General features: G+C 69.5%; 20 protein-coding genes. 16 read left to right on the top strand and 4 right to left on the bottom strand.

The window, feature by feature from the left end; genetic code table 11:
* Positions 1 to 108 precede the first annotated feature (108 nt).
* The 4 genes from B5F84_RS02965 (at position 109) to B5F84_RS02950 (ending at position 4,888) form a co-directional block, all read left to right on the top strand.
* Positions 109 to 609 (top strand): MarR family transcriptional regulator, encoded by a 501-nt coding sequence (locus tag B5F84_RS02965; protein ID WP_087320586.1) that lies wholly within the window; start codon positions 109 to 111, stop codon positions 607 to 609.
* A gap of 86 nt (positions 610 to 695) precedes the next feature.
* Positions 696 to 2,456: an ABC transporter ATP-binding protein gene (locus tag B5F84_RS02960; protein ID WP_087320890.1), complete on the top strand. Its 1,761-nt coding sequence runs from the start codon at positions 696 to 698 to the stop codon at positions 2,454 to 2,456.
* Positions 2,449 to 4,377, top strand: coding sequence for an ABC transporter ATP-binding protein (locus B5F84_RS02955; RefSeq protein ID WP_087320585.1), 1,929 nt, complete (start codon positions 2,449 to 2,451; stop codon positions 4,375 to 4,377). The genes B5F84_RS02960 and B5F84_RS02955 overlap by 8 nt, the downstream gene beginning before the upstream one ends.
* Positions 4,378 to 4,480: 103 nt before the next feature.
* Entirely contained in the window at positions 4,481 to 4,888 is a 408-nt protein-coding gene (locus tag B5F84_RS02950) for a metallopeptidase family protein (RefSeq protein ID WP_087320582.1), read from the top strand.
* A gap of 4 nt (positions 4,889 to 4,892) precedes the next feature.
* Here B5F84_RS02950 and B5F84_RS02945 read toward each other — a convergent pair whose 3' ends face one another.
* Positions 4,893 to 5,303, bottom strand: a complete 411-nt coding sequence (locus tag B5F84_RS02945; protein ID WP_087320579.1) for a hypothetical protein — start codon at positions 5,301 to 5,303, stop codon at positions 4,893 to 4,895.
* Between the two features lie 54 nt (positions 5,304 to 5,357).
* Positions 5,358 to 8,603, bottom strand: a complete 3,246-nt coding sequence (locus B5F84_RS02940) for an ABC transporter ATP-binding protein/permease (protein ID WP_087320577.1) — start codon at positions 8,601 to 8,603, stop codon at positions 5,358 to 5,360.
* A 176-nt stretch (positions 8,604 to 8,779) separates the two neighbouring features.
* Here B5F84_RS02940 and B5F84_RS02935 point away from each other — a divergent pair, with 176 nt between their 5' ends.
* From B5F84_RS02935 to B5F84_RS02910, 6 genes are all read left to right on the top strand, one after another.
* Positions 8,780 to 9,496, top strand: coding sequence for a response regulator transcription factor (locus B5F84_RS02935; RefSeq protein ID WP_087320574.1), 717 nt, complete (start codon positions 8,780 to 8,782; stop codon positions 9,494 to 9,496).
* Positions 9,497 to 9,647: 151 nt separating this feature from the next.
* Entirely contained in the window at positions 9,648 to 10,601 is a 954-nt protein-coding gene (locus B5F84_RS02930; RefSeq protein WP_087320572.1) for an ABC transporter ATP-binding protein, read from the top strand.
* Complete coding sequence (locus B5F84_RS02925; RefSeq protein ID WP_087320570.1) at positions 10,598 to 11,398, top strand: hypothetical protein; 801 nt, start codon at positions 10,598 to 10,600, stop codon at positions 11,396 to 11,398. Before B5F84_RS02930 ends, B5F84_RS02925 begins: the two co-directional genes overlap by 4 nt.
* Positions 11,395 to 12,216 (top strand): hypothetical protein, encoded by an 822-nt coding sequence (locus B5F84_RS02920; protein WP_087320567.1) that lies wholly within the window; start codon positions 11,395 to 11,397, stop codon positions 12,214 to 12,216. Before B5F84_RS02925 ends, B5F84_RS02920 begins: the two co-directional genes overlap by 4 nt.
* The gene (locus B5F84_RS02915) at positions 12,216 to 13,235 is read left to right on the top strand and encodes a HAMP domain-containing sensor histidine kinase (RefSeq protein WP_239378211.1); all 1,020 of its coding nucleotides are present in this window, start codon (positions 12,216 to 12,218) and stop codon (positions 13,233 to 13,235) included. Before B5F84_RS02920 ends, B5F84_RS02915 begins: the two co-directional genes overlap by 1 nt.
* A 32-nt stretch (positions 13,236 to 13,267) precedes the next feature.
* The gene (locus tag B5F84_RS02910) at positions 13,268 to 13,585 is read left to right on the top strand and encodes a YbjQ family protein (protein ID WP_087320564.1); all 318 of its coding nucleotides are present in this window, start codon (positions 13,268 to 13,270) and stop codon (positions 13,583 to 13,585) included.
* Positions 13,586 to 13,597: 12 nt separating this feature from the next.
* Here B5F84_RS02910 and B5F84_RS02905 read toward each other — a convergent pair whose 3' ends face one another.
* The gene (locus B5F84_RS02905) at positions 13,598 to 14,989 is read right to left on the bottom strand and encodes an FtsX-like permease family protein (RefSeq protein WP_087320561.1); all 1,392 of its coding nucleotides are present in this window, start codon (positions 14,987 to 14,989) and stop codon (positions 13,598 to 13,600) included.
* 153 nt (positions 14,990 to 15,142) lie between these two features.
* On the opposite strand from B5F84_RS02905, the gene B5F84_RS02900 reads away from it, so the two are divergent.
* Positions 15,143 to 15,811 (top strand): YgjP-like metallopeptidase domain-containing protein, encoded by a 669-nt coding sequence (locus B5F84_RS02900; RefSeq protein WP_087320558.1) that lies wholly within the window; start codon positions 15,143 to 15,145, stop codon positions 15,809 to 15,811.
* 222 nt (positions 15,812 to 16,033) lie between these two features.
* Positions 16,034 to 17,422, top strand: a complete 1,389-nt coding sequence (locus B5F84_RS02895; RefSeq protein WP_087320556.1) for a TrpB-like pyridoxal phosphate-dependent enzyme — start codon at positions 16,034 to 16,036, stop codon at positions 17,420 to 17,422.
* Positions 17,423 to 17,704: 282 nt separating this feature from the next.
* Here the strand turns inward: B5F84_RS02895 and B5F84_RS02890 are convergent, their stop codons facing one another.
* Positions 17,705 to 19,504, bottom strand: a complete 1,800-nt coding sequence (locus B5F84_RS02890) for a carbon starvation CstA family protein (RefSeq protein ID WP_087320552.1) — start codon at positions 19,502 to 19,504, stop codon at positions 17,705 to 17,707.
* 228 nt (positions 19,505 to 19,732) lie between these two features.
* Between B5F84_RS02890 and B5F84_RS02885 the strand changes: the two genes are divergently transcribed.
* The 4 genes from B5F84_RS02885 (at position 19,733) to B5F84_RS02870 (ending at position 25,297) form a co-directional block, all read left to right on the top strand.
* Entirely contained in the window at positions 19,733 to 20,413 is a 681-nt protein-coding gene (locus tag B5F84_RS02885; RefSeq protein WP_087320549.1) for a response regulator transcription factor, read from the top strand.
* 25 nt (positions 20,414 to 20,438) lie between these two features.
* On the top strand, positions 20,439 to 21,491 hold the full coding sequence (locus B5F84_RS02880; protein WP_087320547.1) for a HAMP domain-containing sensor histidine kinase: 1,053 nt from the start codon (positions 20,439 to 20,441) through the stop codon (positions 21,489 to 21,491).
* A gap of 282 nt (positions 21,492 to 21,773) precedes the next feature.
* Positions 21,774 to 22,454: an ABC transporter ATP-binding protein gene (locus tag B5F84_RS02875; RefSeq protein ID WP_087320544.1), complete on the top strand. Its 681-nt coding sequence runs from the start codon at positions 21,774 to 21,776 to the stop codon at positions 22,452 to 22,454.
* Positions 22,455 to 22,474: 20 nt separating this feature from the next.
* Positions 22,475 to 25,297 (top strand): ABC transporter permease, encoded by a 2,823-nt coding sequence (locus tag B5F84_RS02870; protein ID WP_143786036.1) that lies wholly within the window; start codon positions 22,475 to 22,477, stop codon positions 25,295 to 25,297.
* The last annotated feature ends 222 nt before the right edge of the window (positions 25,298 to 25,519 follow it).

Below are 25,519 nucleotides of genomic sequence, written 5' to 3'. Positions count from 1 at the left end.
GGCTGGGGGCGGTCCCCCAAACGGGTCAAACTGCATGGTACCTTGACATCTCGGGCGGGTGGGAGCAGAGTTGACTCGTTATGCAGACTATGACGAAAGGAGTCCCTCGTGTGCGAGACAGGGACCCAGAGGGGCGACCAGGGGGCCGAGCGGCGCATCCTGCGCAGCTTCGGGTACTTTGGCTACTATCTTCACGTGCACTGGGGCGGGCGCAACGGGAAGCAGCACATCCTCGTTGAGCTGCTCTCCCACGGCGGCACGATGACCCAGCGCGACCTGCAGGAGGCGTCGTGCATCACCTCCGCCTCCCTCTCCGAGGTCATCTCCAAGCTCGAGGCCGAGGGCCTCGTCGCGCGCGAGCGCTCGGAGACGGACCGTCGGCAGCTCACCGTCACGCTCACCGAGGAGGGCCTGCGCCGCGCACGGGAGATCGTTCGCACCCGCGCCGAGTTCGAGGCGCGCGCCTTCGACTGCCTCGAGCCCTCCGAGCGCGAGCGGCTCGCCGACACGCTCGACCACGTGGCGGCGCGCTGGCTCGAGCTTGAGGCGCAGGAGCGCGACCGCCGCTCGGAGCCGGACCTCGGGACGGAGAGGGGTGAGGCTCGATGAGCATTCTCCCGCAGAAGCCAGACGTGGGCGAGGACTTCGTGAAGACCGCCTCGCACGTGGGCTACGGCACGGTCGGGCGCAGGCTCATGGGCAGCGTGCGCCAGTACAGGGCCGCCACCATCGTCACTCCCCTGCTCGTGCTCGGCGAGGTGGTCTTTGAGGTCATGATCCCGCTCTACACGGCCGACCTCATCGACGCCATCAAGGGCGGCGCCGACCTGAGCCAGATCGTCTCCACGGGCGGCGTCCTCGCCCTCATGGCGCTCGTCTCGCTCGCCTTTGGCGCGGCGGCCGGCCTCACCTGCGCGAAGGCGTCCACCGGCTTTGCCAAGAACCTCCGCAAGGACATGTTCTACAACATCCAGACCTTCTCCTTCGCCGTCATCGACCGCTTCTCGAGCTCCTCGCTCGTGACGCGCATCACCACCGACGTCATGAACGTCCAGATGGCCTACATGATGCTCATCCGCACGGCGATCCGCTCCCCCTTCATGCTCGTGCTCGCCTTCATCGCGGCGTGGAACATGGCCGGCTGGCTCGCGCTCGTGTTCGTGGTGATCATCCCGGTCCTTGCGCTGGCGCTCTTCGGCGTGATCCGCAAGGTCGTCCCGATCTTCCGGCGCATCTTCCGCAAGTACGATGCCATCAACGAGCGCGCCGAGGAGAACCTCGCCGGCATTCGCGTGGTCAAGAGCTACGTTCGCGAGGACTACGAGAAGGAGAAGTACGAGCGCGCCGCGACCGAGGTCCAGAACGACTTCACCTACGCCGAGCGCATCCTCGCGCTCAACGCGCCGATCATGAACTTCTGCATCTACACCGTCATGGTCTTTGTGATCTACGCGGGCTCCTACGCCATCGTCACCACCCAGGGGGCCCAGCTCGACGTGGGGCAGTTCTCCTCCCTCATCACCTACGGCTTCATGATGCTCATGCAGCTCATGATGCTCTCGATGATCTTTGCCCAGGTGGTCATGAGCGAGGAGAACGCGCGGCGCATCTTCGAGGTGCTCGACGCAAAGACGACGATCGCCCAGCCCGAGGAGCCCGTCTTCGAGGTGGCCAACGGCTCGATCGACTTTGACCACGTGGGCTTCTCCTATCGCGGCGACAAGGACCGCGAGGCCCTGCGCGAGGTGGACCTGCACATCAGAAGCGGCGAGGTCATCGGCATCATCGGCTCCACGGGCTCTGCCAAGTCCACGCTCGTCCAGCTCGTCCCCCGCCTCTACGACGTGACCGAGGGCACCGTGCGCGTGGGCGGGCGCGACGTGCGCGACTACGACCTCGACACGCTGCGCAACGCCGTGGCGATGGTCCTCCAGAAGAACGTGCTCTTCTCGGGCACCATCAAGGAGAACCTGCGCTGGGGCAAGGCGGACGCCACCGACGACGAGATACTGGAGGCCGCGCGCCTGGCCCAGGCCGACGAGTTCGTCCAGGGCTTCCCGGACAAGTACGACACCTACATCGAGCAGGGCGGCACCAACGTCTCCGGCGGCCAGAAGCAGCGCCTGTGCATCGCGCGCGCCCTGCTCAAGCACCCCAAGATCCTCATCCTGGACGACTCCACCTCGGCCGTCGACACCAAGACCGACCGCCTCATCCGCGAGGGCTTTAGGACCTACCTCCCCGAGACCACCAAGATCATCATCGCCCAGCGCACCTCGAGCGTCGAGGACGCCGACCGCATCGTGGTCATGGACTCCGGGCGCATCAACGACGTGGGCACCCACGAGGAGCTCCTGGCCAGGAACCCCATCTACCGCGAGGTCTACCTCTCCCAGAACAAGCAGAGCCACGACGAGCGCGAGCTCGAGGAGCTGGAGGTGAGCGCCGATGAGTAGGAACATGCACCGCGGCCGTGCTCCCAAGTCCATGGGCCGGACCGCCCTGCGCGTCCTCAGGATGCTGCGCGGCTTCTATCCCGTGATGCTGCCGGCCGTGGCCTGCTGCATCCTCGTGCAGTGCGTCGTCCAGGCCATGCCCAACGTCTTCATGGAGCGCGCCCTCACCGTGGTGGGCCAGACCTGGGAGTCGGGCGACTGGGCCACGGCGCAGCCGCAGGTCTTCGCGAGCGCGGCGATGCTCGCTCTCCTCTACTTTGCGAGCCTCGTCTGCAACGCCGTGTGGCAGCAGTGCATGGCGATCATCACGCAGGGCTCGCTCAAGAAGTTCCGCTGCCTCATGTTCGGCCACATGCAGGACCTGCCGATCAAGTACTTCGACACGCACCAGCACGGCGACGTCATGAGCTACTACACCAACGACATCGACGCGATGCGCCAGATGATCGCCCAGTCGCTGCCGCAGCTGTTCCTCACGCTGCTCATGCTCGTCTCCGTGGGGTGCATCATGCTCTGGTACAGCGTCCCGCTCACCTGCGTGGTCGTGGGCGGCGCCGTCGTGATGGCCCTTCTCGCCAAGGTGCTCGCCGGCCGCTCGGCCAAGAACTTCCTGCGCACCCAGCGCGCCGTGGCGGCCGTGGAGGGGCACGTCGAGGAAATCATGAACGGTGAGAAGGTGGTCAAGGTCTTCTGCCACGAGCCGCAGGTCGAGGAGGCCTTCGACCGTCTTAACGACGAGTACGAGGCCGCCGCGCGCGCCGCCAACTCCTACGCCAACACGCTCATGCCGATCCTCATGAACATGGGCAACCTCCTCTACGTGATCGTGGCCGTGGCGAGCGGCGTCTTCCTGGTGCTGGGTACCCCCAACCCGTCCATCTCGGGCATGTCGCTCACGATCGCGGTGGCGGTGCCCTTCCTCAACATGACCAAGCAGTTCGCCAACCAGATCGGCCAGATCTCCAACCAGGTGAACTCCGTGGTCATGGGCCTCGCGGGCGCCGAGCGCATCTTCGAGCTCCTCGACGAGCCCGTGGAGCAGGACGGCGGCTACGTCGACCTCGTGGCCTGCACCGTGACCCCCGACGGCACCGTCGCCGAGTGCGACCGCCGCGACCCGCGGTGGGCCGGCCAGTGGGCGTGGCGCCACCCGCACAGCGCCGACGGCTCGGTCACCTACACCCCGCTCGCCGGCGACGTGCGCCTCTTCGACGTGGACTTTGGCTACGAGCCGGGCCATACCGTGCTCCATGACGTCTCGCTCTACGCCAAGCCGGGCCAGAAGGTCGCCTTCGTGGGCGCCACGGGCGCGGGCAAGACCACGATCACCAACCTCATCAACCGCTTCTACGACATCGAGGACGGCAAGATCCGCTACGACGGGATCAACATCAACAAGATCAAGAAGCCCGCGCTGCGCCGCTCGCTCGGCGTGGTCCTTCAGGACGTGAACCTGTTCACGGGCACCGTCATGGACAACATCCGCTACGGACGGCTCGACGCCACCGACGAGGAGTGCATGGCGGCGGCGCGCCTTGCCGGCGCCGACGACTTCATCCGGCGTCTCCCGGACGGCTACGAGACCATGCTCACGGACAACGGCTCGAACCTCTCCCAGGGCCAGCGCCAGCTCATCTCCATCGCCCGCGCGGCCGTGGCCGACCCGCCCGTCATGGTGCTCGACGAGGCCACGTCCTCGATCGACACGCGCACCGAAGCGATCGTCCAGCGCGGCATGGACGCGCTCATGACGGGGCGCACCACGTTCGTGATCGCCCACCGGCTCTCCACGGTGCGCAACTCCGACGTCATCATCGTCCTGGACCACGGCCGCATCATCGAGCGCGGCACGCACGACGAGCTGATCGCCAGGCGCGGCACGTACTACCAGCTGTATACTGGCGCCTTCGAGCTCGAGTAGCAGGAGGGGTCGCGCCCTCGGGGGCGAACCGCCGGTGACGGGGCAGCCTGCTATCCTTGTGGCAGGCTGCCCCGTCACCAGTCAACCCACGTCGGGAGGAAGCATGTACGAGCTGACGCAGGAGGAGTTCGAGGACGCCGTGGAGGCCGCGCTCGACGCGATTCCCGACGAGTTCATCGACGAGCTCGAGAACGTGGTCTTTACCGTCGCCGACGAGCCGAGCCCCGAGCAGCTCGACGCCGTCGACGACGCCCATGCCGAGGTCATGGGAAGCGAGGTGCTCGGCCTCTACGAGGGGACGCCCATCACCCAGCGCGACAGCTTCTACGGCTCGGGAGAGCTCCCGGACGTGATATCGATCTTCAAGGGGCCCCATGAGCGCTGCTTCGGCCTCGGCGAGCCGGACGAGGCCGCCCTCAGCATCCGCGAGCAGGTCCGCCGCACCGTGGTCCACGAGATCGGCCACTACTTCGGAAACGACGACGCGACCCTGCGCGCCCTCGGCTACTAGCGCGTCACGGGCGGCCTGACGCTCTCTCGCGCCCAAAGAGCTCGGCGTCGAGCTCCTCGAACTCCGCGGGCACGCCCTCGCACCCAAAGGACTCCCCCACCGCACGCGCCTGAAGGCGCCTCAGCCCGGCTAGGTCCGTGTTGCCCTCGCGCTCGTAGAGATCGGCCACGCGGTCGAGCGCGTAGCGGATGTAGGAGGCCACGGAGTCGCCCACGCCCGAGAGCAGGACCATCGTCACGAGCGAGTCGGGCGCGAGCGAGAGCGCGATCTTAGGGTCGAGCTCCAGGATGTCGCCCACCTGTCGCTCCGCCTCCGCAACGCCGTCGGCGTCCCCCGCCACGGCCCGGCGGAGCGCCCGGGAGACCTCCTGGACGAACTCCCCCACGACCTCAGTCAAGTAGTCCCTGTGCAGCATGCGCGCTCCTCTCCTTGGCCCTAGCATAGCGCGAAATGCGGCCGGCGCGGCGCGCTACTCGCTCCGGAGGGCCTCCACCGGGTCGCGGCGGCTGGCGGCCGAGCTGGGGATGAGGCCCGCCACGAGCGTGAGCCCCACCGAGATGGCCACGAGCGCGACGGCGGACCCCCAGGGCAGGCTCATGATGTTCTCCACGCCAAAGTCCGCGAGCACCCAGGCGTTCACCGGCATCGAGACGCCCACGACCACGGCGATGGCAAAGAGGCCGGAGATGAGGCCCTCGATGAAGGTCTCGGCGTTGAAGACGCTCGCGACGTTGCGCCTGGAGGCGCCGATCGCGCGCAGGATGCCGATCTCCTTCTTGCGCTCGAGCACGGAGATGTAGGTGATGATGCCGATCATGATGGAGCTCACCACTAAGGAGATGCTCACGAAGGCGATGAGCACGATGGAGATCATGTTCACGATGTCGGTCACGCTGCCCATGATGACGCCCATGTAGTCCGTGTAGGTGATGACGCCGTCGTCGTTGCCGGCGGCGCGCTGCTGCTCGTTGTACGCGTCGATGATGCCCACCACGCGCTCCTTGGCCGCAAAGTCCTTGGGGTAGATCTGGATCGCCGCGGGGTCGTCGGGCGTGGCGTAGCCGAGCGTCTGGAGGTTGTTGTCGTAGGTGAGCTGGCTCGCGTTGGCGTAGCTCTCCATGAGCGAGGTCAGGTCCTCGGCGTCCATGTTGAACTGGACGGCGCTCGAGAGGGCGTCGACGTCCACCGAGAACGCGTCCTGAAGGCTCGAGAGGCTCGCGGCGGCCTGGCTCGCATACTGGGAGAGGACGTCGGTCATTGCGGACTGCAGCTGCGTGGAGACGGCGGAGCTGATCTGCGAGGACATGCTCTGGAGAAAGCCCTGGAGGTAGGGCGCGAGGTCGCCGGAGACGTAGTCACGCACGACCTGTCCCACGCGCTCGCGGACGGCGGGACCGGCCACGGCGTCGATCTGAGTGAGGAGCGCCTGGGCGTTCTCGGTGGCGAGGTACTGCTCAAAGTGGTCGGAGACCTTCTGAACGAAGTCGGGGTCCTCGGGGTCGAGGGCGCCGGCGTTGGCGCCCCACCAGGCCACGAAGTCCTGGGCGAGCTGGCCGCCCAGGGTGGTGACCTCCTCGAGCTGCTCCGTGGAGAGGGCCGGGTCGGCGAGCTCCTGGTCCAGAATCGCGGAGAAGTCCGGCGCGGGAACGCCCGCCACGAGCGACTCCACGTCGACGGAGCCCGCCACGCTCGAGAGGTCAATGGAGAGGCCGGAGAGGTCGAGCCCCGACGGGTCAAAGCCCTCCGCGATGCCCGAGGTGTCGAACGAGAAGGCCGAGCGCAGCCGGTCCTCGTCCACGGTGAAGAGGCTCTCCAGGTCAACGCCCTGGCGCGCCTCCTCCTGGAGCGTGTCGAAGCTCTTGCCCGTGAATACGTCGACCTCGGGGCTCGCCAGCTGCTGCTGCACGATCTGAGAGCTCGCGGCGCGGTCCATGAGCTCGCGCGTGAACTCCGGCGTGTAGGCGATGCCGGCCGAGAGCGCCTTGGCGTCAGAGGACTCGTTGGGGCGCACCACGCCCACGACGTGCAGGTCAAGACCGTTGTTCACGGCATCGGCCATGAACTTCTCGTCCGAGGACATGTTGGTCCAGCCGCCGGTCTCGGAGTTCTTGCGGTACTCGTCCGTGGGGGCGATCACCTTGAAGGAGAGCTCGAGCGCGTCGTCATAGGTGAAGTCGACCTCCCCCTGGTCGATGTCCGTCTCCCCCGCCGTGCCGCTCATGGCACTGCCCACCATCTCCGTGAGCTCGGCCGGATCGAGCACGCCGATGCCGTAGAGCGTGTAGTCGCTGATGCGCCCGCTCCGCGTGAGGACGAGCACGCACTCGTCCGCCGCGGTGGCCCAGCGGCCGGCGACGACGTCGTACTGGGACTCGAGGAGCTCCTGGTCGTCGATCATCTCGTTGAATACGGACATCCCGCCCGCCGTCATGCCCGCCGTGGCGGTCCCGGACGCGCCGCCCGTCATGGCCGTCGAGAGCGCGTTGGGGTTGAGCTGGGTCACGCCTCCCGAGGTGTCCGCCTTGTAGACGAGCGGCGTGAGGCCGTAGTCGTACTGGATGGCGTTCACGTTCTCGGCAAGCCCCTCGGGCCCGGCCTCGAGGTAGGACTTGAGGCCGGAGAGGTCGTTTGACCCCACGGAGGCGAACATGTCCGTGAGCATCATGAACTCGGGAATCTGGGTGGAGCCGGAGTTCTTCTCGGCCGCCTCCTCGCCGCCCCTCCCTGCCGCCTCGCCCGCCGCGCCGCCCATGGCGTCCTCCGAGAGCATGCCCGAGATGTCCATGCTCTGTCTGCTGATGGTGAGCGGGTAGCTGGAGAGCGTGTCCTCCTCGACGCGTGCGATGTAGCCGTTCACGCCGTTGGCGAGCGCCAGGATCGCCGCGATGCCGATGATGCCGATCGAGCCCGCGAAGGCCGTCATGACGGTGCGGCCCTTCTTGGTCATGAGGTTGTTGAACGAGAGGCCGAGCGCCGTGAGGAAGCTCATGGACGTGCGTCGGGACGCCTTGGCCTCGCGGCGGGGCGCCGTGGCCGGGTCGAAGGGGTCGGAGTCGTGGGTGATGTGGCCGTCCGCGAGCTCCACGATGCGCGTGGCGTAAGCGTGCGCGAGCTCGGGGTTGTGCGTGACCATGATGACGAGGCGGTCCTGCGCCACCTCCTTGAGCAGGTCCATGACCTGCACGGACGTGGCCGAGTCCAGGGCGCCCGTGGGCTCGTCGGCGAGCAGGATCTCCGGGTCGTTGATGAGGGCGCGGGCGATGGCCACGCGCTGCATCTGCCCGCCGGAGAGCTGGCTCGGCCGCTTGTTCACGTGGTCGGCGAGGCCCACGCGCGCGAGGGCGTCGAGGGCGCGCTGGCGACGCTCGGCGCGTCCCACGCCCGAGAGCGTGAGCGCGAGCTCCACGTTGGCGAGGACCGTCTGGTGCGGGATGAGGTTGTAGCTCTGGAAGACGAAGCCGATGCGGTTGTTGCGGTAGGCGTCCCAGTCCCGGTCCTTGTACCTGCGCGTGGGGATGCCGTCGATCACGAGGTCGCCCTCGTCGAAGTGGTCGAGGCCGCCCACGATGTTGAGCATCGTGGTCTTGCCGGAGCCGGAGGGGCCGAGCACCGCCACGAACTCGCTGTCGCGGAAGGCCACGGAGACGTGGTCGAGCGCGACCTGTGTGAAGCCGGTCGTGACGTAGCGTTTGCAGATGTCGTTGAGCTCGAGCATGGAGTTCCTCCGGAACGGTTGTGGGCCCATTCATGGTACCCAAACGCCTTGCGTTCCAGACCCGTCCGCGCAATCGGCGCCCCTTCGCGCCAAGACAACAGCCGCGCGCGGCCGCGACGTGCCCCGGGGCGGCCCGTCCCGAGATTTGGCACAATGGGGCTGACGAGAGGAGAGGCATGGCACGGGTACTGGTCATAGAGGACGACGCGGCGATCAACGACGTGGTAACGACGCGGCTCTCCCGCGACGGCCACGCCGTGACGCAGGCGTTCTCCGGCTCCGAGGCGCGGCTCCTCCTGGGCGGCGCGGACGGGAAGGGCGCGGGGTTCGACGTCGTGGTCTGCGACCTCATGCTGCCCGGGGCCACCGGCGAGGAGCTCGTGGGCCTCATCCGCGGGCGCGACGCGGCGACGCCCATCGTGGTGATCTCCGCCCGCACGACGCCCGCCGATAGGGTGGGGCTTCTTCGCCTCGGCGCGGACGACTATCTCACCAAGCCCTTCGACCTCGACGAGCTGGCGGCGCGCGTGGAGGTGCAGCTGCGCCATCGCGGCGGCGAGGCGCCCGCGGCCGGCGAGGCGCTGCGCTGGCACCGCTGGTCGCTCGACCCGGAGGCGCGCACGCTCTCGGTGGCGCCGGGCGCAGGCGGCGAACCGGGCGGGGACGTCCCGCTCACCAAGATCGAGTTCAACATCCTCGAGGCGCTCGTGCGCCGGCCGAACAAGGTCTTCTCCAAGTCCGAGCTCTTTGAGCTGGCGTGGGGCGAGCCCTTTGCCGGGGACGACTCCGTCGTGGCCGTCCACGTGTCCAACATCCGCGCCAAGCTCCGCGCAACGGGCACCGACGCCTACCTCAGGACCGTCTGGGGCATGGGGTTCAAGCTCGCGTCGTGACCCGGCGAAGGACGCGGGCAAGCGTCCCTGTCACCTCCGCCGGCACTGCCGGCGGAGGCGCCCCCCATCCTCAAACTTTCTTAAGAGTTGGCTCACGGTTTCTGAAGGGTCACCTGCCAGACTGGAGCCAACCTCAGGAAAGGAGCTCAGCGTGAACGTCATCGAGACGCACGGCCTCACCAAGCGCTACCGCCGCAAGCTGGCCGTGGACAGCCTGGACATGACCGTCGCCGCCGGCGACATCTACGGCTTCGTGGGCAAGAACGGCTCCGGCAAGTCCACCACGATGAAGATGGTCTGCGGCCTGGCGCGCCCCACCTCCGGCGAGGTCGTCCTCTTCGGCGACCCCGAGAACGGTGGCGCCACGCCGCAGGGCTTCTCGCGCATCGGCGCGCTCATCGAGAGCCCCGGCGTGCTCGCCAGCCTCACCGCGCGGGACAACCTCGTCGCCAAGGCGCTCGCGCTCGGCATGACGCACGCGGGTGACGTGGCGGACGACCTCCTCGCGCTCGTGGGCCTGGACCCGCGCGACCGCCGCCGCGTGAAGGCCTACTCGCTCGGCATGAGGCAGCGCCTGGGGCTCGCGCTCGCGCTCGTGGGCGCGCCCGACCTGCTGCTCCTGGACGAGCCCTTCAACGGCCTCGACCCCGAGGCCACGCGCGCCATGCGCCTCGCGCTCGTGCGCCTCAACCACGAGCGCGGCGTCACGATCATGATCTCCTCCCACGTTCTGGACCAGCTCGACCGCGTGGCCACCCGCTTCGGCGTCATCTCGGACGGGAGGCTCACGGCCGAGTTCACCGACGCGGAGCTCCACGAGCGCTGCGGCAGCTCCGTGCGCGTGCGCCTGGCGTCCCCGGAGCGCGGGCTCGCCCTGCTCGAGCAGGCGCTCCCGCAGGCGACCTTCCGCGCGGAGCCCGACGGCGCGCTCGTGGTCGCGGGCGTCGCGCTCGAGGAGCTCAGCGCCGCGTGCTTCCAGGCCGGCATCGAGGTCCGCGAGCTCTCCCAGCAGGAGCGCGACATCGAGGAGTACTTCGTCGAGCTCATGGGCGTGCAAAGGGGACAGGCACCTTTGCACGGCAAGAAGGACGGTGGCGAGCGATGATCGCCCTGCTCCGCTCCGACGCCCACCGCGTCCTGCACGGGCGCTGGGTCTGGGCGCTTGCCGCGGCGGTGGCCGTTCTCACCTTTGCGCCCGCGCTCCTCATGCGCTGGACGAACATGGGTCCCGTGACCTTTGACACCCTCACCGGCTCGGCGCTCAGCCTCGGGGGCATCGAGGTCATAACGGCCGTCATGGCGGCGATCGTGTGCTGCGACCGCACGGACCTCGGCTTTGGCCGCTCGATCCTCTCGTCCCTCGGCACGCGGGCCCGCAGGGTCTGGTTTGCCGAGAAGTGCGTGTTCTCGCTGCTCCTTGCGGCCGTGACGATTCTCTTTGCGTTCGCGCTGGGCCTTCTCGGCTGGGCCGTCTCCGGCGTGCCCGTGCTGACGGTCGAGCCCGCGTGGCAGGTGGCCGCATGGCTCGGCTGCACCTGGCTCGTGAGCGCCCCCTACGTCGTGCTCACGGTGCTCGTGGCCCACCTCACCCGCGCCGAGGGCGTGACCATGGGCTTTGCTGCGCTCGCGGCGGCCGGGCTGCTCGAGGCCGGCCTGCTCGTCGGGCTCGACCTCCTGTGCGTGCTCGCCGGGGGAGAGTTTCTCGCCCTGAGCGCGTCCGTGGGCCCGTGGCTGCCCGCAGAGATTGCCGCCGCGGTGGGCGACGGGGCGGCCGCGACGTTTTCCGCGGAGAACGCCGCGAGCCTCGCGCCTGCCATCCGCGCGCTCGTCGTCTGTCTGCCGCTTGCCGTCGCGGCCACCGCTGCCGACGCGCTGCTCGCCTCAAGGAGGGATGTCGCATGATCGCCCTGCTCCGCTCCGACCTCTACCGCATGGCGCGTGCGCACTGGCCGTGGTTCGTGCTCGTAATCGTGGCGCTCCTGACCCTGGGCACGGCCGTGTCCACGCTCTGGTGGCCGCTCGAGCCGGGCATCGTCTACGACGGCCTCACCGGGCGCGACGGGGCGCTGCGCCTCGCCGGGCGCGGCTCGAGCATCGCGCTTGTCCAGATGGTCGCCGTGTACGTGGCCGCGTACCTCTCGTGCGAGGACTCCGACGCCGGCTATAACCGTACGCTCCTGTCGTCGCTGCGCGGCCGCGTCGCCTACTTTGCCGAGAAGTACCTGCTCGTCGTCATTGTCACGGGCTTTGTCCTGCTTGCCTACCTGGCGTTCAGCGGCCTCGGGGTCCTTGTGACCATGCGTCCCGTGGAAAACGTCGAGCCGCTCTGGCAGGTCGTAGCGTGGGCGCTCGAGGGCTGGCTTCACGCGTGCGCCTATGCGCTCGTCGTCCTGCTCGTGGGGCAGCTCACGCGCGTCCAGGCGATTGCCGTGATCGTTGCGTTCCTGCTGCTCATGGCTGCCTTTGAGCAGGGATTTCTCACCTTCCTGCTCTTTGTGGGCAAGGCCTTTGGCCAGGACTGGGAGCCTGCGCTCGAGGCGGCCATCGCGTGGATGCCCTACGTCACCACCGCCGCCGTGGGCAACGGCGCCGCGGGCATGCTCGCCGTGGACGCCACGGGCGTGGTCCCGGCCGTCCGCGCGCTCGTGGTCTGCGTCCCGCTCTGCCTTGCGTGCGGCGCGGTCGGCACCCTCGCGGGCACGAGGCGTGACCTCGCGTGATGGGCGACGCGCTCCTCGAGCGGCTCTACCGCTGGCTGGAGTCGCTCGTGGACTGGCTGCTCGCAAGCTCTAGGATGGAGTGGTGGGCCGGCGTCTTGGAGAGGTTTCACATGACGGATGCGATCATGCTCGCGGCGATTCTCGCGCTGGGCCTCGGGCTCGGGGCCGCTCTTGCCGCTGGCTGCTACGCCACCGAGCTCGGCCGCCAGGCGCGCTTCCTCGCCGACCGCGACCGCGCGAGCAACGCGCGCCTCACGTGCGGCAGCCGCCTGCCGGGCATGGTGGGGCTCGTGGACGCCGCCAACGCCGAGCTCGACGCCGCGGACGCCGAGCGCGTGGAGGCCCTGCGCGACGCCGACGAGTTCTCCCGCGGGCTCTCCGCGCTCAGCCACGACGTGCGCACGCCGCTTACGGGCGCCCGCGGCTACCTGCAGCTCGCGCGCGAGGAGGCGGACCCGGCGCGCAAGGACGCCCAGCTCGCGGCCGCGGACGCGCGCCTGGCGGCCATGTCCGGGCTGCTCGACGAGCTCTTCTCCTACGCCCGCGCCGCCGACCCGGACACCCCGCTCGAGCTGGCGCCCGTGGCGCTCCGCCCCTTGCTTGAGCAGGTCCTTCTCGGCCATTACCCCGAGTTCGAGGGGCGCGGCTGGGAGCCGGCGCTCGCCTGCGAGGACGTCACCGTGACGGCGGACGCCGAGGCCCTCGCGCGCATCGCGGAGAACCTCGTGGTCAACGCGCTGCGCCACGGGTCCGGCCCGCTCACGGTGACGGTCCGCCCGGCCGAGAGGGACCGCGTGGCCGTGGACTTTGCCAACCCCGTGGCCGACCCCGCCGCGATCGACGCCGACCGGCTCTTCGAGCGCTTCTACCAGGGCGACGCCTCGCGCGCCACGGCCGGCTCGGGCCTTGGCCTGGCCGTCGCCGCCGAGCTCGCCGCCGCCCAGGGCATGGACCTCTCGGCCCGCGTCGAGGGCGGCACCCTCACTATCACGCTTGTCGCATGGTGCGTGCAAAAGTGACTGTCACCTTTGCACGCAGGAAGGAGGAAGAGATGATCGTCACGACCACCAACTCCGTGGAGGGCCACGAGATCGCCGAGTACCTCGGCATCGTCACCGGCGAGGCGGTGAGCGGCATCAACATGTTCCGCGACATCGGCGCGAGCGTCCGCAACATCTTCGGCGGCCGCTCGGCCGGCTACGAGGAGGAGCTCCAGGCCGCGCGCGCCGAGGTCCTCGAGGAGATGCAGGAGCGCGCCGCCGCGCTCGGCGCCGACGCCGTCGTGGGCGCCTCAATCGGCTACGAGACCTTCGAGGGCATGATCATGACCTGCTGCTCCGGCACGGCGGTGCGCCTGCGCCGTGCGTAGGGGCGGCCACGCCTACTCCCCCGCCGGCATGCCCGCCCCCAGCAGCACGCGCCGGCACTCGCGAACGCAGAGCAGGTAGTACAGGGCGAGAAGGACGAGCGTGCCCGCGACCGAGCAGGCCGCGATGATAGCGAACGTCCCGTCCGGCACGGCGCGCGCGAGCTGGCGCACCAGCATGAGGCCGAAGGCGTCGTGCGCCACGGCGAGCGCGGCGGGCAGCGCGAAGGCCGCGCCCACCTGCGCCCGCACCGCGGCGCGCATCTCGCGCGCGTCGGCCCCGAGCGCAGCGAGCGTGGCGTAGGCGCGCCTGCCGTCCGCGGCCTGGCTCACCTGCTGGAGCGCGAGCACCGCCGCGGCGGCCACGAGGAACGACTCGCCGTAGAAGATCCCCACGTAGCCGATCGGCGCAAGCGAGGCCTCGGCCAAGGCGGCCGGGTCCGCGAGCCCGGCGGCGCGCTGCCCGACGGAGAACACGAGCCCCGCGCAGACCATGCAGACCGCGCACGCGATGAGCACGCAGGTGCACGAGAGCGCCTGGCAGCCCGTGGACACGCGGCCCTCGACCTGCCGCAGCGCAAAGGCGCGCAGGCCCTCCCAGTAGCGTGGACGCCGGCGCGCGCAGGCGGGCACGGCGGTCGCCACCAGGCGGAAGACGAGCGAGGTCGCCACGTAGGCGGCCCAGCCCATCGGCAGGATGGCGAGCACGAAGAGCCCCGGCATGACCACGCACGACCCCCACACCACGGCGAGAAGGACCACGGCGAGCACCGCCTGCGCGCGCGTCACCCCGCGATGCCCGGAAAGGGCGAGCCGCTCGGACGCTCGGTCCCGCCCGAGGAGCTCCACGAGCGGTCGGCGCAGCACGTCCACGACGGAGAGCACAATCGCGAGCCCCTCGATCCCGGCGAACCACGCGCACGCATCGAGCGCCGCCGCGGGCGAGACCGACCACGCGAGCCGCCAGGGCACGCCGAAGACGAACGCCGCGACGGCGCCGAAGGCCGGCGAGATGGCGGCCCCGAGCGCGAGCCCCGCCGCGAGCGCCGCCGCGCCGACGAGCGCGCCCTCCGCCGCGAGGATCGCCGCGAGCGAGGGGGCGCGCATCCCGAGCAGGCCGTACGTCGCGAACTCCCGGGAGCGCCGGCGCACGATGAAGCGGCTCGCGTAGGCCACGAGCACGGCGAAGACGAGCACCACGAAGACCGAGAAGGCGCCCGTGACCTCGCGCGCCTTGTGGATGACCTCGAGCTGGCCCGCGTTGAGCGGCATCGCGAGCAGGTAGTCCCCCGAGGCGTTGAACGAGTACATGAGGCACGTCGCAAAGGCGAGCGTGGCAAAGTAGACCGAGTAGTCGCGGACGCTGCGGGAGACGTTCCCGAGCGCGATGCGCACGACGGCGGGCATGGGCGGCTCCTTCCGGACGGCATGTGGGACCCCACGATCGTCCTTCTCGCCCGGACGGCGTGCCATGGCCCGGGCTTATGCGCCCCTAACGGTTTCGCAAGGTTGCCCGCGCCGGCGACGGGCCGGCGCCCCGCCTTGGGCTACAATGCCCGCATGAAAAGGACCCTTCTTGCCGGCGGGCCGGGCGGCGTGGCCGTGGAGGTAGAGCGCCGGCGCGTGCGGCGGCTCAACCTGCGCGTGCGCCCGGACGGCACCGCTCACCTCTCCATCCCCCAGCGCGCCACGCTCGCCGAGGCGCAGCGCTTCCTGGACGGGCACGCCGACTGGCTGCGCAGGCACGTCGCGCGGCAGGAGGCGCGCGCTGCCGAGGCCGAGGTCGCGGCCAGAGACGGCCTCCTCCCCCTCTGGGGCGAGCTCGTCGCGCCGCCCGCGGGCATGACGGCAGACGAGCTCTACCGCGCCGAGCTCGAGCGGCGCCTGCCCGAGGTTACGCGTCGCATGGAGGAGGCGACGGGCGCCCGCGCGTCCGGCTGGCAGCTGCGCGCGATGTCCTCGCGCTGGGGGTCGGCCACGCCCGGGACGGGGCGCATCCGCATCAACGTGCGGCTTGCCGCCTACCCGCCCACCTGCCTTGACTATGTTGTGGCCCACGAGCTCACCCACCTCCTTGAGCCCAGCCACAACGAGCGGTTCCACGTTCTTCTCGCCCGCGCGTACCCCGCCGAGCGCACCGCCCGGGCCCTGCTGCGCCGCCCCGCGCGCGAGGTCGCGGCAGCCAACTCGTTCCCAACCGGTAATGCGCACGAAACAAGCGCCGGGTAAGCTGCCCTCAATCGTCTCCGAAAGGAAGGACGTCAATGTCCCGTTCCGCGCACATCGCTCTTCTTGGCGCCCAGCAGCTCGCTGGCGCTGGCGCGTGGTGGTGGACAAGGACGACTCCCCTCTCGGACTGACGAGGCCACTCGCGCATACATATAGGGCCCTCGGACTCAGCTCCGGGGGCCCTTTTTTCGTGCGCGACCCACCCAAAGAAAGGAGCACGACATGGCCGGCACCTCCGCACCCTACCGCACCTACCTGAGCGAGCAGCAGATTCCCACGGCCTGGTACAACCTGCGCGCCGACATGCCCGAGAAGCCCGAGCCCATGCGCCTGCCCAACGGGGCCGTGGCCACGCACGCCGACCTCGCCCCCGTCTTTGCGGACGCCCTGATAGACCAGGAGCTCGACGACGACACCCGCTACTTCGAGATCCCGGCGCCCGTGCTGGAGATGTACAAGGTCTACCGGCCGAGCCCCCTCTGCCGCGCCTACAACCTGGAGCGCGCGCTGGGCACCCCCGCGCACATCTACTACAAGTTCGAGGGCAACAACACGAGCGGCTCGCACAAGCTCAACTCCGCGCTCGCGCAGGCCTACTACGCCGCGGCGCAGGGGCTCTCCACCATCACCACCGAGACGGGCGCCGGCCAGTGGGGCACGGCCCTCGCCGAGGCCGCGGCGCACTACGGGCTTGACCTCGACGTCTTCATGGTCAAGTGCTCCTACGAGCAGAAGCCGTTCCGCCGCAACATCATGGAGACCTTCGGCGCCTCGGTGACGCCCTCGCCGAGCGCCACGACCGAGGTCGGCCGGCGCATCCTGGCCGAGCACCCCGACTCCACAGGGTCTCTCGGCACCGCCATCTCGGAGGCCGTGGAGCGGGCGCTCCACGTGCCGGAGAACCGCGGGCGCTACCAGCTGGGCAGCGTCCTCAACCAGGTGATGCTTCACCAGAGCATCATCGGCCTCGAGAGCTACGAGGCGCTCGCCGAGCTCGGCGAGTACCCCGACGTCGTTATTGGCTGCGCGGGCGGCGGCTCCAACCTTGGCGGCCTCATCGCGCCCTTCATGCGCGACAAGCTCCGCGGCGAGCGCCCCGACACGCGCTTCGTCGCCGTGGAGCCCGCGAGCTGCCCCTCGCTCACGCGTGGCCGCTACGCCTACGACTTCGCGGACACCGGCCAGACCTGCCCGCTCTGCAAGATGTACACGCTCGGCAACGGCTTCATCCCCAGCCCCGACCACGCGGGAGGGCTCCGCTACCACGGCATGAGCCCGATCGTGTCCAAGCTCAAGCATGACGGCTACCTGGAGGCGGTGGCCGTGCGCCAGACCGACGTCTTCGAGGCGGGCGAGAAGTTCGCCAAGCTGGAGACGATCCTGCCGGCGCCGGAGAGCGCGCACGCCATCCTCGTGGCGATGCGCGAGGCCGAGCGCTGCCGCGAGACCGGCGAGGCCAAGACGATCCTCTTTGGCCTCACGGGCACCGGCTACTTTGACATGGCGGCCTACGACAAGTTCAACCGCGGCGAGATGGAGGACCACGTCCCCACCGACGAGGAGCTCGAGGCCGGCTTCGCCACGATCCCGAGCGTCCCCGGGATCCAGTAGCGCCACGGGCGGACGCCCTTCTCGCCCTGGCGGCGCCCCCCTGCGCCGAATCGGCCGCATATGTGCGTTTGGGTGCCGGAATAGCTGGATATGTGCGCGAGGGGTGCGGGAATGGTCGGATATGTGCGCGCGCAAACGCACACATCCCCCTGTTCCGGCACCCCAAACGCACATTTCCCCACTATCGGGCGCAGGATTATACGGCGACGCGCAGGCAGAAACGGCGACGACGGGGCGCGGACAAGCGTCCCCGCCCCGTCGTCACGTGTCGTGCGGAACGACCTACTTGCCGCAGTTCTTCCGGCCGAGCTCGGACCACTCGGGCTCCTCGTCAGGAAGCGACCCGGCCGCCTTGCCGAAGAGCTCCTTCAGGCAGTTGTAGGCCACGATGAGGCCCAGCACCACGAGCAGGATCGCAAAGACGAGCTGCAGGCCGGAGGTGGCAATCACGGCCGCGCCGCTCGCCGCGAGCGCGTTCACGCAGCCGATGATGCTCTGGACGAGCGAGGTGAACGTGCTCACCAGCAGGAAGGCCACCGGCACGTAGAGCATCCAGCCCTTGCGGCCGGTGCACTTGCAGAAGACCGCGAGCATGATCATGGTCATGCCGCCGAGCAGCTGGTTGGACGCGCCGAAGAGCGCCCAGATGTTGTTGTAGCCGCCGAAGGCGAGCGCAAGCCCCAGCGCCAGGGTGAGCACGGTGGCGACCCAGGTGTTGGACGCGACCTTGGCCACGCCGGTGGCGTCGGCGCCGGCCTCCTCGGCGGCGTCGTTGGTCTTGGCGAAGAACTCCTGGAACGAGAGGCGGCCGATGCGGGCCACGGCGTCCACCGAGGTCAGCGCGAGCGCGGAGACGCACATCGTCATGAACACCTTGGCCAGCGTGGCGTCCACGCCGAACGCGGTCATGCCGCTCGCCACGCCCTGCGAGAAGATCTGGAACGGCGTGGCCGTGGGGGCGCCCGCCTCGAAGGTGTAGAACGAGCCGAACATGATGGCCGCGAACACGATGGCCAGCACGCCCACGAAGGACTCGGCGACCATCGCACCGTAGCCCACGACGACCATGTCCTTCTCGTTGGACACCTGCTTGGAGGAGGTGTTGGTGGAGACGAGGCTGTGGAAACCGGAGAGCGCGCCGCACGCCACGGACACGAAGAGCAGCGGGAACATGTTCTTGCCGGCCGCGGAGAGCGACTCGAGCGTGGCGGAGTCGGCGATCATCGGGGCGTTCATCGTGGCCTGGCCGTTGAGGCCGAGCACCACGATGCCCACCACGGCGCACGCGATCATGACGATCATCATGATGGAGGTGAGGTAGTCGCGCGGCTGCTTGAGGGTCTGGATCGGCATGGCCGCGGCAAAGAGCAGGTAGACCGTGATGACGGCGAACCAGCCGAGCTTGTCCAGGTAGACGGGGAACTGCATGCCCACGGCAAACATGAGCACGAAGAGCACCACGGCCAGGACAAGCTCCTTCCACCCGGTGAGGCCGAAGCGACGGCTCGCCCAGCCAAACGCGATCGCCACGAAGGTGAACAGGATCGAGATCGTGCCGGCCGCGCCGCCCGCGTAGGACTTCGCCGCGTCAACGGCGCCGTCAGCGCCGAAGGTGGCCATGAAGGTGCCCGCGACCATGTCCACGAAGGCCGCGATCACGATGATCGTGAAGAGCCAGCTGAAGAGCAGGAACAGCTTGCGCCCGGTGCGGCCGATGTACTTCTCGATCAGCTGGGCGAGCGACTTGCCGTTGTTCTTAACGCTCGCGTAGAGCGCGCCGAAGTCGTGCACGGCGCCGAAGAAGATGCCGCCCACGAGCACCCACAGAAGCACCGGCAGCCAGCCGAACATCATCGCGGCGATGGTGCCCGTGACGGGGCCAGCGCCGCAGATGGAGCTGAACTGGTGCGAGAAGGCCGTGAAGCACGACGCGGGCGAGAAGTTCTTCCCGTCCTCCATGCGCCGCGCAGGCGTGAGGGCCTTCTCGTCGATGCCCCACGTGCGCGCGAGCCAGCGGCCGTAGAGCAGGTACCCGGCGACCAGCACCACGGCCGCGACGAGCACGATGACGATTCCGTTCATGTTTCCTCCTTTGACTCGATGGAGCGCAGTCCATGGTGCTCCTTTTAAGCTTCGTGGGCATGACATGGTTGCCGACCGCTAACCGCCGCGAAACATACCGTTCACGGAGTGCGGCGCAGGGGCCGAGGGGGTCATGACGCCCCGGCCCCGCCACGATGACAGAACCGTCACCGAACCGCGTCCGGTGCGCCCCGTATACTCGTGGCAGGAAGCGACGAAGGGAGGACCATGCTGCGCATCCTGCTCGCCGAGGACGACCCGCTGATCGTTGAGGGGCTCTCCGAGCTGCTCGCCGGAGAGGGCTTTTTCGTGCTCTCCTCCCCTACGCAGGCCGGCGCCGTGGAGCTCGCGTGCGCTCCGGGGGCAGACATCGCGCTCGCGCTCGTGGACCTGACGCTCGCCGAGGGCAGCGGCTTTGCCGTCTGCAACGCCATCAAGCACGTAACGCCCGAGGTCCCGGTGATCTTCCTCACCGCGGCCGACGACGAGCTCTCCACCGTGACGGGCCTGGGCCTCGGCGCGGACGACTACATCGCCAAGCCGTTCCGCCCGCGCGAGCTCGTGGCCCGCGTGCAGGCCGCCCTGCGCCGGGCGCGGCCGGAGCGCTCTGTGGCGCACCTCGGCCCCGTGACCATCGACCTCGATCGCGCCCGCGCCGTGAAGGGCGGCGAGGAGGTCCCGCTCTCCGCGCTGGAGTACCGACTCCTCCTGCTCTTTGCCAAGAACGCCGGACGCGTCGTCACGCGCGACATGATCCGTGACGCCCTCTGGGACGACGCCGGCGCCTACGTGGAGGAGAACACGCTCTCGGTCTACATCAAGCGCCTGCGCGACAAACTCGAGGACGACCCGACCGACCCGCGCCTCATCGTCACGGTCCGCGGCATGGGCTACCGCGCCCAGGGCTAGCGCGAGAAGAACGACGAGGCGCCGGATGGGCAACCTGCTGAGAAACCCGGAGGTCAAGCACGCGGCCGCGGCGTTTCTCGCCGTGGGCGCGGTGGGGTCTGCGGCGGCGTGGTCGCTTGCGGGGCCGCGCGCCGCGGCCGTGACAGGCGCGGTGGCGCTCGTGCTGCTGGGCGTCATGCTCCTGGCCACTCGGCGGCGCTACCGGAGAATCGCGCGTCTGGCGGCGCAGGTGGACGCGATGCTCCACGGCGAGCGCGACGTGAGCTTCGAGCGCATGCGCGAGGGCGAGCTCGCGATCCTGGCCTCCGAGCTGGACAAGATGCGCACCCGCCTGACCCTTGCCAACGAGGCGCTCGAGCGCGAGAAGAACGCGCTGGCCGATGCGCTGGCCGACATATCGCACCAGCTCAAGACGCCGCTGACCTCGCTTTCCCTCATGACGTCGCTCTCGCGGGGCGCGCTCGCGGCCGACGGCGCGCACCCGGGCGAGGTCGAGCGGCTGCGCACGATGGAGCGGCTGGAGGGCCGCGTGGAGTGGCTCGTCTCCTCCCTGCTCAAGCTGGCCCGCATCGACGCGGGCGTGGTGAGCTTCGCGCGCGGGCGCGTGGACGGCGGGGAGCTCGTGGCACGCGCGGCCGAGCCCCTTGAGCTGGCCGCCGAGCTCGCGGGCGTGGAGCTGCGCTCTGAGGCGCAGCCCGGCTGCGGCTTCACCGGAGATTTGGCCTGGACGGCGGAGGCGCTGGAGAACGTGCTCAAGAACTGCATCGAGCACACGCCGGTCGGCGGGAGCGTGACGGTGCGCGTCACGGAGGACGCGCTGGCCTTCCGCGTGCGCGTGCAGGACACCGGGCCCGGCATCGCGGCCGAGGACCTGCCGCACGTCTTCGAGCGCTTCTATCGCGGCGACGCGGGCCCGGCGGCCGGCGCGACCGGCTCCGAGGTAGACCCCACGGGCGTGGGCATCGGCCTCGCGCTCGCCAAGAGCCTCGTCACCGCGCAGGGCGGCTCCATCCGCGCCGGCAACGCGCCGGGTGGCGGCGCCGTTTTCGACCTCGTCTTCTTCAAGGCCACGGTGTAGCGGCGGCGCGGTTCTTCTCGGCGGCGCGCTCTTCTCGGCGGCGCGCTCTTCTCGGCAGCAGCCCAGTCCAGAAACTCACTGAAACTCACGCTTTCCGGTGCAAAACCGAGACTTTTGATGAGCTGCGCATCGCCAGCTCACACAAAGTCTCGTTTCGCGGCGCCAAAGCGAGACTTTCAACGAGCTCCCAAATCACAACATGACGAATCCGTCACGTGCACGTCACGCGCGCGCCGACCTCCTCCCCCACCATAGAATTGTCCACGAGAGCGAGGAGGCAGCATGGACATTCTGCGCATAGACCATCTCACCAAGACCTACGGCAGCGGCGACACCGCCGTGCGCGCGCTCGACGACGTGAGCTTCACCGTGGCGTCCGGCGAGTTCGTGGCCATCATCGGCAGCTCGGGCTCCGGCAAGTCGACGCTCCTGCACATGATCGGCGGCGTGGACCGGCCCACGTCCGGCACGGTCTACCTCAACGGCGAGAACGTCTTCGAGCGCACGGACGAGCAGCTCGCGGTCTTTCGCCGTCGCGAGGTGGGCCTGGTCTACCAGTTCTACAACCTCGTGCCGGTGCTCGACGTGGTGGAGAACATGTGCCTGCCCGTGCTCATGGACGGCCGCGCGGTGAACGAGCGCCGCCTCACGGGCCTCATCCGCACGCTCGGGCTCACCGGGCGCGAGCACCATCTGCCCAACCAGCTCTCCGGCGGCCAGCAGCAGCGCGTGGCCATCGGGCGCGCCCTCATGAACGCGCCCGCGGTGGTGCTGGCCGACGAGCCCACGGGCAACCTGGACTCCAAGAACTCCGCCGAGATCATGGCACTCCTGCGCCGCTCCAACCGCGAGCTCGGCCAGACGCTGATCGTAATCACGCACGACGAGGACATCGCGCTCTCGGCCGACCGCGTAATCGCGCTCGAGGACGGCCGCGTCGCCTCCGACACGAGGGCGAGGTAGCCATGAGCCGCTCGGAACATGTGGAAAAGGGACTGGCACCTTTCCACGCCAACGTCTTCACCCGCTTCACGCTGCGCTCGCTGCGCGCGAACCGCGTGCGGACCACGGTCACGATCGTGGGCGTGGCGCTCGCGTGCGGCCTGCTCATGGCCGTGCTCGCGAGCGTCACGAGCCTGCGCGCGGGGCTTCTGGAGCGCTCGCGCTCGCTCGACGGCGTCTGGCAGATGAGCTTCGACTACACCGACGACGCCACGATCGGCAACCTCGAGACGCTCGCCGGCTGCCACCTCGACCGACTCGCCACCCGCCAGGACCTCGGCGCCGCGGCGCTCTCCACCGACAACTCCGTCTACAGCGGCCCCTACCTCGGCGTGCTCAGCCTGCCGCAGGAGGACCTGAGCCTGCCGCGCGCCGCCGGGGACACCGCCCACGCGGTCGTGCCGTCGCCCTCCGTCGAGGAGGGGCGCCTGCCCGAGAAGCCCGGTGAGATCGCGCTGCCCGCCTACCTGAAGGGCGTCGAGCTCACGGACGGCCCAACGGAGCTCGAGGGCATTGCCACAAGCGCCACCTCGGAAGGCGAGCTCGAGCTCGGCTCCACCGTCACGCTCGCCGCGGGCCGGCGCACGTGGCTCGACGGCCACCCGGAGCCCGTCTCCTCCGGCGACCCGCTCCAGATTGACTACGCCTACGAGACGGACGCCAGCGGCAACGTCACCTCCGAGACCACGACCCCGCTCGAGACGCTCTCCGACCTTGGTGCGCCGCGCGCCTTCACGGTCGTCGGCTTTGTGTACCGCACGAACAACACGCTGCTCACGTACCAGGGGCTCGCCCCCAGCAGACAGATCTTTGACTCGCTCGCGCAGATGGCCCTCGTGCTCGCGGTGGTGATCGTGGTGGCGGCGGTCTCGCTCATCGGGAATGCCTTCACGATCTCCATCTCCGAGCGCACGCGACAGTTTGGCCTGCTCTCCTCGCTCGGCGCCTCGCGCCGCCAGCTCAGGCGCACCGTCTACACCGAGGCGGCGCTGCTTGGAGCCGTGGGCATTCCCCTTGGCCTTGCGATCGGACTCGCCGCGACCGCCGCCGTCTTTGCCGTGACCGCCGAGGGCTGGTCCTTAATGCTGGGCGATGACATCGCGGTGGGCCTCGTGGTCGCACCGCTCGACCTGGCCGTCGCCGCGGGCCTCACCGCGGTCACGCTCCTGATCAGCGCCTTCGTGCCCGCGCTGCGCGCGAGCCGCGTCTCTGCCGTGGACGCCATCCGCCAGACCCAGGACGTGCGCCCGAGCCGCCGCCTGCGGCGCCTCTTCCGACGCCGCCGCACCGCGATGGACGACTTCTCCGCGGACGGGCGCCGCCCGCGCGGGCTGGCGGCGCGGATCGGCGGCATGCCGGTCTTTCTCGCCCGCCGCACGCTCGCGGTCACGGCGTCGAAGTCCCGCGTCGCCGCCGCCGCGCTCGCGGTCTCGGTGGCGCTGCTCGTCACCGCGGGCCCGCTCTCCGACTACCTCACCGGCACCGTGGGCTACATGGACTACGGCAACGCGGACCTCATGATGCACCTCTCCTCCCAGGACTACTCCTCGAGCAACATAGCCGAGGACCCCGTGGCCTCTGACCTGGACGGCATTGCCTCAGACATCGCCGGCGTGGCAGGCGTGCGCGAGGGCAGCGTGAGCGGCGTGGCACGTGCGACGGCCAGCATCCGCCTGGGCGAGAACGACGTCAACTGGAGGGGCATCGACACCTTCAACGAGCGCACCAACCGCTACGGCGGCTTCCAGCTCGACCGACAGGGCTACGGCCAGGCGGTCGTCGAGCTCGTCAACGACGGCACCTGGCGCCACCTCGCCGACACGCTCGGCCTCTCCGGGGCCCAGGCGGACCCCACGAGCCTCTCCTGCGTCGCGTTCAACCTGGTGAGCGCCACCAACGCCGATACCTACGGCTCCATCTCGCCGCTCACGGGAACCGCCGGCTCCGTCGACGTGCTCCTGAAACCGGAGGGCCTCACCAACGACGAGTGGCTCGGCATGGGCGACGACGGTCGCTACTCGCTCAGGCGTGCCGACGAGACCTCCGGCGGGGTCGTCGACGTGGCCCCGGCCTCCGAGCTTGGCCTGAGAAGCGTGAGCGTCCCCGTGGCCGCCTACGCCACGGACCTCGGCGACGACTTCCCGATCGGGTCCGCCCAGCTCGCGGACACCACTTCCGTCACGCTGGTCATGCCGATGAGCGCGGTCGAGGGAGCCGGCCTCACGGACGCGCTCTGGCTCTCCCTGACCGAGTTCTACGCCGGCTTTGCCGAGGGCGCGGACGAGGAGGAGGTCATAAGCGGCATTCAGGACGTGCTCGCCGAACGCGGCGACATCGGCACCTCGCAGGTCGTCAACCTCCGCGAGTCCCTTCGCGAGTACCGCGCGATGACCTTCACCGTGAACGTCTTCCTCTACTGCTTCATCGCGATCACGATGGCCATCGCCGTGGCCAACGTCTTCAACACCATCGCCTCCGGGCTCATGCTGCGCACGCGCGAGTTCGCGACGCTGCAGTCCGTGGGCATGGGACGACGGGCGTTCCGCCGCATGATCTTCCTCGAGTGCGCGGACTTCGCGTGCAAGGGCCTGGTGGGCGGCGTGGCGCTGGCGGCGCTCGTCAACTGGGGATTCTTCACGGCACTTTCCAGCTCCATCTCCACGCTCTCCCTCGACATGCCATGGGGCCACGTGGCGCTGGCGTTTGCCGTGGTGGTCGTGGTGCTGGCGGCGAGCACGGGCTACGCCCTCCACAAGACGCACGCGCTCAACCTCGTTGAGGCCCTGCGCGCGGACGCGCTGTAGGGACGGGTGCGGGCGCGGCCCCGGCTCGCAGCGACTCGCGGGCCGGGGTCCTTCTCGCCGCGCGCTCCGGCCCGGCGCCTTAACCGGCACTCCGGCCCGGCGCTCCTCATGCTGCGCCGGATTTGCCGGATATGTGCGCGAGCGGTGCCGGATTCCGGGGTTATGTGCGCGAGCGGGCGCACACATACGGGTATTCTGGCACCACAAACGCACATATCCCCG

Origin of the sequence: Olsenella sp. An290 (genome assembly GCF_002159535.1) — a bacterium.
Classification (GTDB): Bacteria; Actinomycetota; Coriobacteriia; order Coriobacteriales; family Atopobiaceae; genus Thermophilibacter.
This window is presented reverse-complemented; position numbering and strand designations above follow the sequence as displayed.

Excerpts from the sequence above, each read along its gene's own strand:
- B5F84_RS02905 (WP_087320561.1), bottom strand. The coding sequence starts at position 14,989 with ATGCCCGCCGTCGTGCGCATCGCGCTCGGGAACGTCTCCCGCAGCGTC.
- B5F84_RS02960 (WP_087320890.1), top strand. The coding sequence starts at position 696 with ATGGGCAGCGTGCGCCAGTACAGGGCCGCCACCATCGTCACTCCCCTG.
- B5F84_RS02875 (WP_087320544.1), top strand. The coding sequence starts at position 21,774 with ATGGACATTCTGCGCATAGACCATCTCACCAAGACCTACGGCAGCGGC.
- B5F84_RS02955 (WP_087320585.1), top strand. The coding sequence starts at position 2,449 with ATGAGTAGGAACATGCACCGCGGCCGTGCTCCCAAGTCCATGGGCCGG.
- B5F84_RS02880 (WP_087320547.1), top strand. The coding sequence starts at position 20,439 with ATGGGCAACCTGCTGAGAAACCCGGAGGTCAAGCACGCGGCCGCGGCG.
- B5F84_RS02915 (WP_239378211.1), top strand. The coding sequence starts at position 12,216 with ATGGGCGACGCGCTCCTCGAGCGGCTCTACCGCTGGCTGGAGTCGCTC.
- B5F84_RS02885 (WP_087320549.1), top strand. The coding sequence starts at position 19,733 with ATGCTGCGCATCCTGCTCGCCGAGGACGACCCGCTGATCGTTGAGGGG.
- B5F84_RS02890 (WP_087320552.1), bottom strand. The coding sequence starts at position 19,504 with ATGAACGGAATCGTCATCGTGCTCGTCGCGGCCGTGGTGCTGGTCGCC.
- B5F84_RS02900 (WP_087320558.1), top strand. The coding sequence starts at position 15,143 with ATGAAAAGGACCCTTCTTGCCGGCGGGCCGGGCGGCGTGGCCGTGGAG.
- B5F84_RS02935 (WP_087320574.1), top strand. The coding sequence starts at position 8,780 with ATGGCACGGGTACTGGTCATAGAGGACGACGCGGCGATCAACGACGTG.
- B5F84_RS02940 (WP_087320577.1), bottom strand. The coding sequence starts at position 8,603 with ATGCTCGAGCTCAACGACATCTGCAAACGCTACGTCACGACCGGCTTC.
- B5F84_RS02895 (WP_087320556.1), top strand. The coding sequence starts at position 16,034 with ATGGCCGGCACCTCCGCACCCTACCGCACCTACCTGAGCGAGCAGCAG.
- B5F84_RS02925 (WP_087320570.1), top strand. The coding sequence starts at position 10,598 with ATGATCGCCCTGCTCCGCTCCGACGCCCACCGCGTCCTGCACGGGCGC.
- B5F84_RS02910 (WP_087320564.1), top strand. The coding sequence starts at position 13,268 with ATGATCGTCACGACCACCAACTCCGTGGAGGGCCACGAGATCGCCGAG.
- B5F84_RS02920 (WP_087320567.1), top strand. The coding sequence starts at position 11,395 with ATGATCGCCCTGCTCCGCTCCGACCTCTACCGCATGGCGCGTGCGCAC.
- B5F84_RS02950 (WP_087320582.1), top strand. The coding sequence starts at position 4,481 with ATGTACGAGCTGACGCAGGAGGAGTTCGAGGACGCCGTGGAGGCCGCG.
- B5F84_RS02945 (WP_087320579.1), bottom strand. The coding sequence starts at position 5,303 with ATGCTGCACAGGGACTACTTGACTGAGGTCGTGGGGGAGTTCGTCCAG.